Raw genomic sequence first — 13016 nt, 5'->3', positions numbered from 1 at the left:
GGAGGACGACATGGCGACGAGCATCCGGCTCGACAAGGTGGTGAAGCGCTACGGCTCGCTGGACGTCATTCACGGCGTGGATCTTGTCATCGAACCGGGCGAGTTCACGGTGTTCGTCGGCCCGTCGGGCTGTGGCAAATCCACCCTTCTGCGCATGATCGCCGGTCTCGAGCCGATTTCGGGCGGCGACCTCACCATCGACGGGGAACGCATGAACAATGTCCCCGCCTCGCGCAGGGGCATCGCCATGGTGTTCCAGTCCTACGCCCTCTATCCGCACATGACGGTCTACAAGAACCTCGCTTTCGGGCTGGAGACCGCCGGCTACAAGCGGGCCGAGGTCGACCAACGGGTGCGCCATGCCGCCAGGATCCTCAAGATCGAGGACTATTTGCAGCGCCGCCCCAAGGCCCTGTCCGGTGGCCAGCGCCAGCGCGTCGCCATCGGGCGGGCGATCGTGCGCGAACCGCGCATCTTCCTGTTCGACGAACCCCTCTCCAATCTCGACGCGGAACTGCGGGTGCAGATGCGCGTGGAGATCGCCAAGCTGCACCAGGATCTCGGAAACACCATGATCTACGTGACCCACGACCAGGTCGAGGCGATGACCATGGCCGACAAGATCGTGGTGCTGCGCGACGGCGTGGTGATGCAGGTCGGCGCACCCCTCGATCTCTACAACGCGCCGGCCAACCAGTTCGTGGCCGGCTTCATCGGCTCGCCCAAGATGAATTTCCTGGCCGGCCGCCTGGCCGGAGCCGGCGATGCGATCGAAGTTGCAGGCCGAACCGTAAGCCTCGGTTCGCCTCTAGCGGGCGCCAGGACGACTGCCCCCGTCACCTTCGGCGTGCGCCCCGAGCATGTCCTGGTCGGCGGCGGGGCCGGCGAGTCGCTCGGCGACGTCAAAGTCCATCTGGTCGAGCATCTCGGCGGAGAGACCGTGCTCTACGCAACCACCTCAGGCGGGGAGAACCTGACCATTTCGGCCCCTGGGCAATTACGAGTCCGCCATGGCGAAGCCGTGCCCCTGCGCGCCGACCCCGCCCTCTGCCATGTCTTCAACCAAGAGGGTGCTTCCCTGCGACGGTGAGCCCAGCGGATCGCCGGAACGCCGATTTCGAAGGGTGGTGCGCCCGCGACAGATGGATGGGTCGGCAACGCTATCGGACGGTTGCGATCCCGGCCAGGATGAGGTCGATGCCGGCAAGGAACTGCTCCCGGTCGTCATGGCCGGGCAGCCGCGTCGCCAACCGATGCACGAAGGCATATTTGGCGGGGTCGAGCTGCCTCCACCGCGCTGCAACGGTGGTGAGGAACGTCGTCCGGTCCATTTCGCGCGGGGCGAGACGGGCATTCGCAGCGTTCTGCCCGGCGACGCCGAGAATGTAATTCACGAGCGCGGACCAGCAGTCGAACTCCGCCCGCTCGGGAACGCCGAGCGCCTGGAGATGGCTGCCGATGCCTTCGGAAATCTGGAGCATGGCGGCTTGCAATGGCTCACGGGAGAGTTGCGCACCCACCCAGGGGTGTGCGTCGATCGCATCGAACACACCGAGCGCCATGGCTCTGATGGCCTGCTGTGGCCTGTCTCCATCGACCACCTCGGTCATGGCGCGGGCAATGATGTCGTTGGTGGCAGCCGCGAGGAGCTCGTCCTTGTCGGCGACGTGCCAGTAGATCGCTCCGCTTCCCGTTGCCAGACGGGCGGCGAGTGCGCGGAATGTCAGGGCGCCTTGCCCCCGCTGTCCAGGATCTCGATAGCGGCTTCGACGATCCTCTCCTTCGAGAGCGTGTCCGCGCGCCGTCCGGTTCGCTGAATCTTGGTTGTCATACCCACCATCTTGACATAGTTGGAACATCGTTCCAACAAATGTCTATGGAACAGTGTTCCATAGACATTTGAAAGGAATAGAATGACGACACCAGTCACGATTATCGGCGCGGGCCTCGGCGGCCTCATCCTCGCACGCGTCCTCTCCCGGCACGGCATCCCGGCAACGGTCTACGAGGCCGAGCCCTCGGCCGGGGCGCGCACGCAGGGCGGACAGCTCGATATCCACGAATATAACGGGCAACGCGCGCTCGATGACGCCGGCCTCCTCGATGAATTCCACGCGATCATCCACCGGGGCGGCGCGGCGGCACGCATTCTCGACGGACACGGCAACTTATTGCTCGACGAGCCCGACGACGGCACCAGCGGACGTCCCGAGGTGCTTCGAGGCGACCTGCGACGAATTCTTGTCCAGTCCCTGCCCGAGAATACGATTCAGTGGGGAAAGAAGCTCGCCCACGTCGCGGATCTCGGCGATGGCTGGCACGAGTTGGCATTCACGGACGGGTCGACCGCGAGAACGGAACTTCTCGTGGGGGCGGATGGCGCCTGGTCGAAGGTCCGGCCCCTGCTGTCCGATGCGAAGCCCGATTATGTCGGCACCACATTGATCGAGACCTATCTACATGATGTCGACGAACGGCATTCCGCGTCTGCCGGAGCCGTCGGCCGCGGTGCGATGTACGCACTCGCCCCGGGAAAGGGCATCGTCGCGCATCGCGAGGCCGGAAATACCCTTCACACCTATGTCGAGTTGAACCGCTCCGCCGAATGGATCGCCGACATCGACTTTAGTGACGCCGCTGCCGCAACAGCCCGGATCGCGGCTGAATTCGAGGGCTGGGCGCCGGCGCTCACCGCGCTGATTACCGATGGCGACACTCCGCCGATCCCGCGCATGATCCATGCGCTTCCCGTCGGACACCGATGGGACCGCGTGCCCGGGGTGACGCTTCTCGGCGACGCGGCCCACCTGATGCCCCCCACCGGCGAGGGCGGGAACCTGGCGATGCTCGACGGCGCCGAACTCGCAAAAGCGATCGCCGCTCACCCCCACGACATCGAAGCGGCCCTCGCCATCCATGAAAATGCGATGTTCACGCGCAGCGCCCCCGAAGCCGCGGACGCGCATCTGATGCTGGAAATCTGCCTCGGCGACCGCGCTCCGTTCGGACTTATCGACTTCCTCACCGGCGCCCATCAGGGGAGACAGGAAGAAAGCGCCCTGTCCTGATCCGCGCCACCACCAGTGCCGGCATGACGGCCGACGCTCTCGCCGGATCATCGCGGGCAAAAGGCCGGCTCAAGCCGACAGGATCTGTCTCATAAGCCAACAGGCCCGACCCCGCCCGTAAAAGCACGCGCCCGCAGCGCATGGATTGCCAGGCGCGCGCCGGCCAGCAGCGCTTGGCGGGGCGCCAGCACGGCCTGCCGCCGCCTGCGGCTGCGCGACAGTTTGAGCAGGATCTCCCGCGCTCTTGCCCGCCAGCCATAATCGTCGACCGCGCCGCGAAACAGCATCGCGACCGGCCGGTCGCCCACTCTCTGCAATCGCTGCATCATCACGCCGGCTTCGCGAAACCAATCGCTCTCCAGCCGCACGCCGGGGGCCATCACCAACACCCAATCGCTGCGGGCAGCCTCGAGGCCGGTACGCTCGTCACCTTCGACGATGACGCAGCCGACGGCATCCGCGACCAGGCGCGTGCCCCGGGAAGATCCGCTCTCGGCAACCACCACCTCGCGCACGAAACCATCCGCCGCCGCCGGGACAAGGGCAGCCAGCGTTTCCGCCAGCAGCAATTCCTGGCCGTTCGTGGCGATGACGACACTGATCATGGCAGGCAGGGAGGTTGTTTCAGTCTCATTCTCCTCCTCGCATATCACGCGGCGCCCTTCGAAATCAGAGCCCGAAACAGCCGATCCTGCGCAAATTATCGGCAATTTCGTTTCGCTTGCAGCAATGTTCTCTTTTTGTTCTAATGGGAACAGAGGAATTTGATTCGCGGAGGCGGCCATGGGCGTGCCGATAAGCAAGGTCTCTCTTACCGATGCGGTGCCGGTGGGCACGACCGTGATCGACATCGATCGGCGACGGGGCCGCGGCGCCGGCTCCAACGCCAGCGGGCGTTTCGAAGGGCTTTCGCGCTTCATCGAGGATGACGGCTGGAACTCGATCGAGGAATTGCCGACTCTGCGCACCGAGATCCAGGACGAGCAGGCCCGCAAGATCATCACCTTCAACAACTCGCCGGACATCTCCTTCGACCGTTCGATCAACCCCTATCGCGGCTGCGAGCATGGCTGCGTCTATTGCTTCGCCAGGCCGACGCACGCGCATATGGGGCTCTCGCCGGGGCTCGACTTCGAGACCAAGCTGTTCGCCAAGCCGAATGCGGCGACCCTGCTGGAAAAAGAATTGTCGGCCAGGAATTATCAGCCACGCACCATCGCGATGGGCACCAACACCGACCCCTACCAGCCGATCGAGCGCCAGCGCGGCATCACCCGCTCCATTCTGGAGGTTCTTGATAGAACCAGCCACCCGGTCGGCATCGTCACCAAATCGGGCTTGATCACCCGCGACATCGACATTCTCGCACGCCTTGCGCGGCGCGGCCTGGTCAAGGTCGCCCTGTCGGTGACCACCCTCGACGCCAAGCTCTCCCGCTCGCTCGAGCCACGAGCGGCCACGCCGTCCTTGCGCCTGAAGGCCATGCGTCAGCTGGCCGATGCCGGCATTCCCGTGACGGTGATGGTGGCGCCGATCATCCCCAAGATCAACGATGCCGAGATCGAGCGCATCCTCGAAGCGGCCCGTGCGGCGGGCGCCCGCGAGGCGGGTTACGTCATGCTACGCCTGCCCCTTGAGATTTCGGGCCTGATGCGCGATTGGCTGGGCGAGCATCGCCCCGATGCCATGAACCATGTCTTCTCGCTGATGCGATCGAGCCGCGACGGCAAGGACTATGATTCGCGCTGGGGCCTGCGCATGTCGGGGACCGGACCCTATGCCTGGATGATCGGGCGGCGTTTCGAACTGGCTGCCGCCCGGCTGGGCCTCAACGCCAGGCGGTTGAAGCTGCGCACGGACCTGTTCACCCGCCCGGTGCGGATGGGTGAACAACTGGCGCTGTTCTGATCAGGCGAAAAGCAGATATTTTCGTTCTTCGGTCGTGTTGCCTGTCGCCCTTGCCGTTGCCCGGTTCTTACAGGGAGAGAGCAAGGGAGCAACGCCGCGGACCGTGAAGAAACGGTCTTCTTCCGCCCTAATATCCGAAGAACTGCCGGCAATCACCGCTTGCTGCCTTTGAACCAGGACGAGCGCGCCGGTTTGGCCGGCTCCGGTTTGGCCGGCGTGGATAAAAGCTCGCTGATCGTCGGGCCGGGCAGTTCGCTCACGGGCGTCAGGGTCGCCGAAGCCCAGAAGGAATTGCCGGCCAGGGCATGCTCGGCGAGCTTGCGATAGGTTGCCAGGCGGCGGTCGATCCGCTCGCCAATGTCGTAGGCGGCCAATTCGTCCGGTGTCGGATCGCGCCCGACCTCCTGCTTGAAAGCCACCAGCCAGTCGCGCTTGTTCTGCGTGGAGAGGGAAAAGGCCAGCAGGCCGACGACATCCTCCTCGTCATGCACCAGGCGATCGAACACATTGTCGGAGGGCAAGCCAGCCTTGATCGGAGCCGGCGCCGCTTCGCTCTGGGATTGATGGTCCTGAGAAGGTGTAGCAGCCTCGATATCGGTCACGTTCTTTTGCATTCCGCCCTGCCCCGCAACAAACGCTATCTGCCCAAACGCTGTCCATCGTTGTCGGCAACATACCGTGAAAAATTGTGGCTAAACTTGACATGGCAGAGGCACAAAGCAAGTCACGATTTGTATCGGTACAGCGTCAGCCCACCCTCTGCGCTGGACCTGCCGGCGGGAATCTTCTAACGCCAGTTCATGACAAAACATCTTCTCGCTGGCGTCGACGAGGCTGGCCGGGGACCGCTGGCGGGCCCGGTATCGGCTGCCGCCGTCATCCTCGATCCCGACAGGGTGCCGGTCGGCCTGGCCAATTCCAAGGTCATCACGGCCGCACGGCGCGAAGAGCTCTATCAGGAGATCATGGCCTCGGCGCTCTCGGTCTCGGTCGCCTTTTCGAGCCCAGCCTTGATCGACCGGCTCAACATCCGCGGCGCCACGCTCGACGCCATGCGGCGGGCCGTCAGGGGGCTGTCCCTGCGCCCCTCGTCGGTGGAGATCGACGGCAAGGACGTGCCGCACGGCCTGCAGCTTCCGGCCCGCCCCATCATCGACGGTGACGCGCTGGTGCCGACCATCTCCGCCGCCTCGATCATCGCCAAGGTCACCCGCGACCGCCTGATGATCAAGCTTTCGGCCACCTACCCGCTCTATGGCTTCGAGCGCCATATGGGCTACGGCACGCCCGAACATACCGCCGCCATCGACACGCATGGACCCTGCCCGCATCACCGCCTGTCCTTCGGAAGGCTGAAGGCATATCGGGTTTGAGAGGGCGGTGTTTTCTCCTTACGGCGCGACCACGCCCTTGCGGAAGATGAAACAGCCATAGAAGCGCCGTTCGCCGGTAGCGATCACGCAATAGGCCTTCTTGGCGTGTTCGTAGAATTCCATGCGCTCGACCGAGGTCATCGGCCAGGACTTGCCTTCCGCCTTGTCGATCGCGGCCTGCACTTCCTGCTGGACCGGCGGGACTTCGTCGGGCGAGCCGACGATCTCCATGCGGCGGGCCGAGTCGTCGACGAAGGTGTCGAGCGGCACGACCGACAGTACGGCCTCAACCGCACGGGCGGCCGTCACACCGTCGATGCGCAGGAGGTCCCCCAGCACCGTCTCGCGAGCGACCGAATCGGCCGGGAAATTGGTGTCGCAGATCACCAGCGTGTCGCCATGGCCCATCGCTCGGAGGGCATAGAGCACATCGGCATTCAGCAGCGGATCGATATTCTTGAGCATGGTAGTTTCCTATTTTGCGATCTGCGCAGGTCTGGTCTGCATGAGCTTGGCCTGCAGGATGACGACGATCAGCAAGAAGGCGCCGCGCACCACCGACTGCCAATAGGCTGAGAGCGAGATCCAGCCCATGCCATTCTCGAAATTGAGGATCGTGTAGATCAGGCCGAGCAGCAGGGCGCCGGCCAGCGTGCCGCCGATGGAGCCCTTGCCCCCTGTCAGCAGCGTGCCGCCCACCACCACCGAGGCGATGGCGATCAGCTCCCAGCCAATGCCTTCGATCGGTTGGCCGGCACCGAATTGCGAAGCCAGGATCACGCCCGCCATGCCGGCCGTCACGCCGGAGATCACATAGACCGCGAAGATGGTGCGGTTGACCGGCAAGCCCATCAGCCGGGAGGCTTCCGCGCCGCCGCCGACCGCCAGCACATGGCGCCCGAAAGAGGTGGAGTTCAGGGTAATGGCGCCCACGATATACGCCACCAGGGCGATCCAGGCCGGCGTCGGGAAGCTCAGGATGAAGCCGAGAATGTTCGCGGCGGTGCCGGCATTTTCGGCATCCACCCATTCAGGTCGCATGAAGCTGAGAAGATCGCCCTGCCCGAGCGCGGTGAAGGCCGTGTCATAGGAAGCCGAGACCGATTGGTTGTTGGCCAGCAACAGGGCCGTGCCTTGCGCCGCCAGCATGGTGGCGAGCGTGGCGATGAAAGGCAGGATCTTCAAACGGGTGATGATCAGGGCATTGATGATGCCGACGGCCGCTCCCGCCGCGAGCCCGCCGGCGGCGCCGGCGATGAGGCCATAGGAGCTGAGATAGGCGGAGACCACGCTGGCCAGCGCGGCGGTGGTGCCGACCGACAGGTCGATGCCGCCAGTCATGATCACGAAGCACATGCCGAGGGCGACCAGCGCAAACATCGAATTGTAGCGCAGCACGGTCTGGATGTTGTAGGTGCCGAGGAAGCCGTCATAGCGCCAGGCCCCGAAGGCCGCGAGCAGCACGAGGGCGAGCAGCACGCCGAGGGCCGGAGAGAACCGAAAGTTCGCCATCACGCCGTCCCCTGCCGCTGGAGCCAGACAGCGAGCACGATCAGCACTGCCTTGGCGATGAGAGCCGCCGCATCCGGCACTCCGTTGGCGAGCAAGGTATAGCGCACCAGCTGGATGATGAGTGCTCCGAGCAAGGTACCGACGATGGTAGCCCGGCCGCCGGAGAGCAGCGTCCCGCCAACCGCCACCGCCGCGATGGCATCGAGTTCCTTGCCCATGCCGATCAGATTGGCATCGGCTGCCGAGTTCATGGCGATCTCGATGAGGCCGGCGATACCGGCGCACAGGCCGCAGATGAAGTAGACCAGCACCTTGACGCGGGCCGCCGGCACGCCGGCGAGTCGGGCCGCCGCCTCATTGCCGCCGACCGCCAGGACCTGCCGACCGAACACGGTGCCCTTGAGCACATAGGCGGCCGCGATCACCAGAACCGCCATGATCCAGACCTGGAACGGCAATCCCAGCACCTTGCCGAGCGCGATCGCCTGGAATTCCGGGACCTTGAAGACCTGCAGGTCGCCATTGGTGGAGACTTGGGCGAGCCCCCTGCCCGCAATGAACAGGATCAGCGTCGCGATGATCGGCTGGATGTTGTAGCGGGTGATCAGCCAGCCATTGAAGAGGCCGAATACGCCCGCGACCAGCACCGGAATGACGATGCCGAAGGCGATCGCGACATAGAGGTTGGAAAAATCCACGATTTTGCCTGTGAAGATCATCGGCGACAGGGCACCGGCAATCGCCATCAGCGAACCGACCGACAGGTCGATGCCGCCGGTTGCGATCACCAGCGTCATGCCGATGCCGACGATCACGATGGTGCAGACCTGGGTGAGATTGACCAACAGGGTCTGGGTGGTGGCAAAATTGGGCGTGACGGCGAAATTGAAGCCGATCAGAAGCAGCAGCGCGATGATGACACCGTAGCGCTGCAGAAACGCAGGAACATCACGCATGGTTAGCCGTTCCCGTCTCGTCGGCTGCGGGGCTGGCGCCGTGGGCCATGGCGGCCATGATGCTGTCCTCATTGATGTTGGGGGCGCGCAGCTCCGCCACGCTCAAGCCGTCGCGCAGCACGAAGACGCGACTTGCCGCCTCGATGACCTCCTCCAGTTCGGAAGAAATCACCAGCACGCCGAGCCCCTCCGCGGAAAAGCGGCGGATCAGGTTGAGAATTTCCGCCTTGGCCTCGACATCGATGCCGCGCGTCGGCTCATCGAGAATGAGAAGCTTGGGATTCATGCACAGCCAGCGGGCGAGCAGCACCTTTTGCTGATTGCCGCCGGACAATTCGCGGATCTTCTGGTCCGGGCCCGAGCATTTGATGCCGATTTCCTTGATGAAACGCTCGACGATCCGCCTCTGCTCGGCAAGGTCGAAGCGGCCGCCTCGCGAAAGGGCCGGCATCAGCGCGAGGGTGAGATTGTCGGCGACCGACATGTCGGGGACGATGCCTTCGACCTTGCGGTCTTCCGAACAAAATCCCATTCCGGCCTTGATGGCTTCCGTTGGCGTGCGGAACTCCGTCTTGGCTCCATTGAAGGCGATCTCTCCCTTGGCGCGCCTGTCGGCGGCGAAGATGGCGCGGGCCGTCTCGGTACGGCCCGAACCCAGCAATCCGGCCAATCCGACGATCTCGCCCTTGTCGATCGAAAGGGAGGCATCGCTGACGCGCCGCCCGACGGCGAGCGAGCGCACGCCGAGCAGTTCCTCGCGAACAGCCGAGCCCTCTCCCCGTTCGGCGGCGGTGCCTTTTGCCATCACTTCCGCAAGGGCCCTGCCGAGCATGGAAGAGACAAGGGTCAGCTTGGGCATGTCCTGCATGGGCGAAACGGCGACCGTGCGCCCGTCGCGCATGATGGTGACGCGGTCGCAGACCGCATAAAGCTCGTCGAGCTTGTGGGTGACGAACAGCACCGAAACCCCGTCATCCTTGAGCTGCCGGATGGTGCGCAGCAGCACCGCCACCTCGGCCTCGTCGAGGGAGGAAGTCGGCTCGTCCATGATCACCAGGCGGGCCTTGAAGGACACCGCGCGGGCGATCGCCACCATCTGCTGGATGGCGGTAGGAAATTCGCCCAGCGGCTGGGTAACGTCGATATTGACGTCGAAACGGGCCAGGAGTTCGCGCGCACCAGCATTCATCGTCTTCCAATCGATGAACAGGCCGCCGCGCTTGGGCTCGCGACCGAGATAGATGTTCTCGGCGACAGAGCGATAGCCGATCAGGTTGAGTTCCTGGAAGATGGTGCTCACCCCCAGGCGCTGGGCCTGCTGCGGAGAGCTGGCCTGCCAGGGCGCCCCGCCGAAGGTGATGGTACCGCCATCATGCGAATGGGCACCGTTGAGGATCTTGATCATAGTCGACTTGCCGGCCCCGTTCTGGCCGACCAGCGCCATCACCTCGGCGGGCGCAATGTCGAGGGTCGCGCCATGCAGGACCTTGACGCCGCCAAAGCTCTTGGTGATGGCATCCATGGAGAGAAGCGGGGACGATGCTGCCATGCAGTCTCTAGCTCAAAATGGCGGCAAAACCCGCCTCTATCATTGGTGAACAATCGCCGCATAGGCTCGACCTCTCTCATGCCCGAGCCTGACCCGGGCATCCAGGCTCTCCGTCGTAAAGGAAAAGCTGGATTTCCAGGTCAAGTCCGACAATGACAAAAGTCAGCGTTCTATGACTGCCGGATCAATAGGATTCCGGCAAATAAGCAGCGATGTTTTCCTTGTTGAACAGCCGGTCGGTATTGACGAGACGCGGCGCCACAGCCTCGCCGGCAGCATATTTGACGATGGCGTCGAAGGCGGCCGGACCGAATTTCGGATTGCATTCGATCAGGACGAGGATCTTGCCATCCGACACGGCCTGTGCCGCATCGCGCGTGCCGTCGATCGAAGCCAGGATCAGGTCCTTGCCCGGTGTTTTGCCGGCAGCCTCCATCGCGGCGATGGCGCCCATGGTCATCTCGTCATTGTGCGAATAGAGGGCGGTCGCGTCGGGATGGGCCTGATAGAGCGTCTCGAACACCTGGCGCCCCTTGTCGCGGGCGAAGTCACCCGACTGGGAGGCGATGATCTTCATGTCGGGATAGGCCTTGATCGCCTTCTCGAAGCCCGTCTTGCGGTCATTCGCCGGCGAGGAACCGGTGGTTCCCTGCAATTCGATGATCTTGGCCTTGCCGTTCACCGCCTTGGCGAGATATTCACCCGCCATCTCGCCTTCCTTCACGAAGTCGGAGCCGATGAAGGCGATGTAGTCCTTGCCGCCCTTGGCAAGATTCGCATCGACACCGCGATCGATCAGGAAGAGCGGGATGCCGGCCTTCTTGGCTTCCATCACCGCCGGCACCAGAGGCTTTTCCTCGCGCGGCGACAGCAGGATGACGTCGACCTTCTGGGCGATCATCGAGCGGACGTCGGCGACCTGCTTGGCGGCCGAGCCGGCGGCATCGGTATAGACGAGCTGCCAGCCTCGCTTCTGGGCCTCGTCCTTCATGCTGGCAGTCTGAGCCAGGCGCCAGGGATTGTTGCTCTCCGTCTGCGCAAAGCCGACCTTGTATTTGTCCTTCTTCTTCAGCTTGGGCAGGTCAGCATAGGCCGGCACCAGCCCGAGGCCGGTGAACGCAGCACTGCCGGCCGCGATCTGCAGCAAGGAACGACGCGTGATCATGTTTCTCTCCCGTTTGGGCCCTTGTTCCGGCGGCCCGACCGGTGGCAGGACAGCTTCGGTGCCTTAGCCGGCGGCTAGAATGGTCGGACAATTTCAATCGCGTCAAGTCATCAATTTGAGCAGAACGCGGACAATCACAGCAAGCACGGTGAAGCGGCAGGCGTCCCGTTCCGGCACGAAATTTTTATCGGGACGGCAACGCGGAATTTACCAAACCAGCCCAGGATCCAACGTGTTGTCAGTAAGCGTTGCGTATGAGTACCCCATGAGTATCTCGCGTACCGGAGCCGCCCAAGCGCTTCGGATGAGCCCAGGGTTGAAGCGTGTAGAATCGCGTTCGTCTGCAACGGCGAGCGCGGTTCTACCGCTCGATACCATCATCGAGGGTGACTGCATTGCTGCGTTGCAGCGCTTGCCAGCCGCCAGCGTCGATCTCGTCTTTGCCGATCCCCCCTATAATCTTCAGTTGGGTGGCGATCTTCAGCGGCCCGACAATTCCATGGTCGACGCCGTCGACGACGACTGGGACAAGTTCGCATCCCTGCGCGACTATGACGATTTCACCCGGGCCTGGCTCGCCGCCGTCAAGCGCGTGATGAAGCCCGATGCCACGCTGTGGGTAATCGGCTCCTACCACAATATATTCCGGGTCGGCGCCAGCCTGCAGGATCTCGATTTCTGGATCCTCAATGACATCGTTTGGCGTAAATCGAATCCGATGCCGAATTTCCGCGGCAAGCGCTTCACCAATGCGCATGAGACCCTGATCTGGGCCTCGCGCGACCAGCGCTCGCGCTACACCTTCAATTACGAGGCGCTGAAGGCCGGCAACGAGGATGTGCAGATGCGCTCCGACTGGCTGATCCCGTTGTGCACCGGCTCCGAACGGCTCAAGGACGACGAGGGGCGCAAGGCCCATCCGACCCAGAAGCCGGAGGCGCTGCTGGCACGCATCCTGCTCGCCGCCTCCAAGCCCGGCGACGTCGTGCTGGACCCCTTCTTCGGCTCGGGCACCTCCGGCGCCGTCGCCAAGAAACTCGGCCGCCACTTCGTTGGCATCGAGCGCGATCAGGCCTATATCGCCCATGCACGCGAGCGCATCGCCCACGCCACGCTTGTCGACGATGCCGCCATGCTGGCACCGGCGGAAAAGCGTTCCGAACCCCGCATTCCCTTCGCCAACGTGATCGAACGCCAGCTCCTGCAGCCCGGCGCCATCCTGACCGACGCCAATCGTCGCCATCAGGCCCGCGTGCGGGTCGATGGATCGATCATGCTCGGCGATATCGTCGGCTCGATCCACAAGATCGGCGCCCTCGCCCAAGGCCTGCCCGCCTGCAATGGCTGGACCTATTGGCACTATGACGATGGTGGCAAGCCGGTGCTGATCGACGAGCTACGCGCCATCCTGCGCAAGGAACTGGCAGCGGCGGGGTAAAATTCCTTCTCCCCTTGCGGGAGAAGGCGGCGGCAGTCGGATGAGGG

13 protein-coding genes are annotated in these 13016 nt (G+C 63.8%); 5 read left to right on the top strand and 8 right to left on the bottom strand.

The window, feature by feature from the left end; all coding sequences use genetic code 11:
* The first annotated feature begins 10 nt into the window (after positions 1–10).
* A complete protein-coding gene (locus tag ACR9ZN_RS31005; RefSeq protein WP_481274037.1) occupies positions 11–1090 on the top strand; it encodes an ABC transporter ATP-binding protein in 1080 nt (359 codons plus the stop codon).
* A gap of 70 nt (positions 1091–1160) precedes the next feature.
* On the opposite strand, the gene ACR9ZN_RS31000 is transcribed toward ACR9ZN_RS31005, so the two are convergent.
* A complete protein-coding gene (locus ACR9ZN_RS31000; RefSeq protein WP_481274036.1) occupies positions 1161–1859 on the bottom strand; it encodes a TetR/AcrR family transcriptional regulator in 699 nt (232 codons plus the stop codon).
* A gap of 54 nt (positions 1860–1913) precedes the next feature.
* Between ACR9ZN_RS31000 and ACR9ZN_RS30995 the strand changes: the two genes are divergently transcribed.
* A complete protein-coding gene (locus tag ACR9ZN_RS30995; protein ID WP_481274035.1) occupies positions 1914–3068 on the top strand; it encodes an FAD-dependent oxidoreductase in 1155 nt (384 codons plus the stop codon).
* Between the two features lie 89 nt (positions 3069–3157).
* Here the strand turns inward: ACR9ZN_RS30995 and ACR9ZN_RS30990 are convergent, their stop codons facing one another.
* The gene (locus ACR9ZN_RS30990) at positions 3158–3871 is read right to left on the bottom strand and encodes a glycosyltransferase family protein (RefSeq protein ID WP_481274034.1); all 714 of its coding nucleotides are present in this window, start codon (positions 3869–3871) and stop codon (positions 3158–3160) included.
* Here ACR9ZN_RS30990 and ACR9ZN_RS30985 point away from each other — a divergent pair.
* Positions 3852–4976, top strand: a complete 1125-nt coding sequence (locus tag ACR9ZN_RS30985) for a PA0069 family radical SAM protein (RefSeq protein WP_481274033.1) — start codon at positions 3852–3854, stop codon at positions 4974–4976. The genes ACR9ZN_RS30990 and ACR9ZN_RS30985 overlap by 20 nt on opposite strands.
* A gap of 152 nt (positions 4977–5128) precedes the next feature.
* Here the strand turns inward: ACR9ZN_RS30985 and ACR9ZN_RS30980 are convergent, their stop codons facing one another.
* Positions 5129–5590 (bottom strand): hypothetical protein, encoded by a 462-nt coding sequence (locus tag ACR9ZN_RS30980; RefSeq protein ID WP_434955441.1) that lies wholly within the window; start codon positions 5588–5590, stop codon positions 5129–5131.
* A 186-nt stretch (positions 5591–5776) separates the two neighbouring features.
* Between ACR9ZN_RS30980 and ACR9ZN_RS30975 the strand changes: the two genes are divergently transcribed.
* On the top strand, positions 5777–6349 hold the full coding sequence (locus ACR9ZN_RS30975) for a ribonuclease HII (protein WP_481274032.1): 573 nt from the start codon (positions 5777–5779) through the stop codon (positions 6347–6349).
* A gap of 18 nt (positions 6350–6367) precedes the next feature.
* On the opposite strand, the gene ACR9ZN_RS30970 is transcribed toward ACR9ZN_RS30975, so the two are convergent.
* From ACR9ZN_RS30970 to ACR9ZN_RS30950, 5 genes are all read right to left on the bottom strand, one after another.
* Positions 6368–6814: an RbsD/FucU family protein gene (locus tag ACR9ZN_RS30970; RefSeq protein ID WP_481274031.1), complete on the bottom strand. Its 447-nt coding sequence runs from the start codon at positions 6812–6814 to the stop codon at positions 6368–6370.
* A gap of 9 nt (positions 6815–6823) precedes the next feature.
* Positions 6824–7861, bottom strand: a complete 1038-nt coding sequence (locus ACR9ZN_RS30965; RefSeq protein ID WP_454813172.1) for an ABC transporter permease — start codon at positions 7859–7861, stop codon at positions 6824–6826.
* The gene (locus ACR9ZN_RS30960; protein WP_441772808.1) at positions 7861–8817 is read right to left on the bottom strand and encodes an ABC transporter permease; all 957 of its coding nucleotides are present in this window, start codon (positions 8815–8817) and stop codon (positions 7861–7863) included. The genes ACR9ZN_RS30965 and ACR9ZN_RS30960 overlap by 1 nt, the downstream gene beginning before the upstream one ends.
* Positions 8810–10366, bottom strand: coding sequence for a sugar ABC transporter ATP-binding protein (locus ACR9ZN_RS30955; RefSeq protein WP_481274030.1), 1557 nt, complete (start codon positions 10364–10366; stop codon positions 8810–8812). Before ACR9ZN_RS30955 ends, ACR9ZN_RS30960 begins: the two co-directional genes overlap by 8 nt.
* Before the next feature lie 184 nt (positions 10367–10550).
* Positions 10551–11531 carry an ABC transporter substrate-binding protein gene (locus ACR9ZN_RS30950; protein ID WP_454813170.1) on the bottom strand — a complete coding sequence of 327 codons (981 nt, stop codon included), beginning with the start codon at positions 11529–11531 and terminating at the stop codon, positions 10551–10553.
* 265 nt (positions 11532–11796) lie between these two features.
* Between ACR9ZN_RS30950 and ACR9ZN_RS30945 the strand changes: the two genes are divergently transcribed.
* Entirely contained in the window at positions 11797–12969 is a 1173-nt protein-coding gene (locus tag ACR9ZN_RS30945) for a site-specific DNA-methyltransferase (protein WP_454813169.1), read from the top strand.
* Positions 12970–13016: the final 47 nt, after the last annotated feature.

It is taken from the genome of Labrys sp. HAY1-8F, from assembly GCF_056754975.1.
The sequence above is the reverse complement of the archived record's forward strand: the minus strand, read 5'-3'. Positions and strand labels throughout refer to the sequence as shown.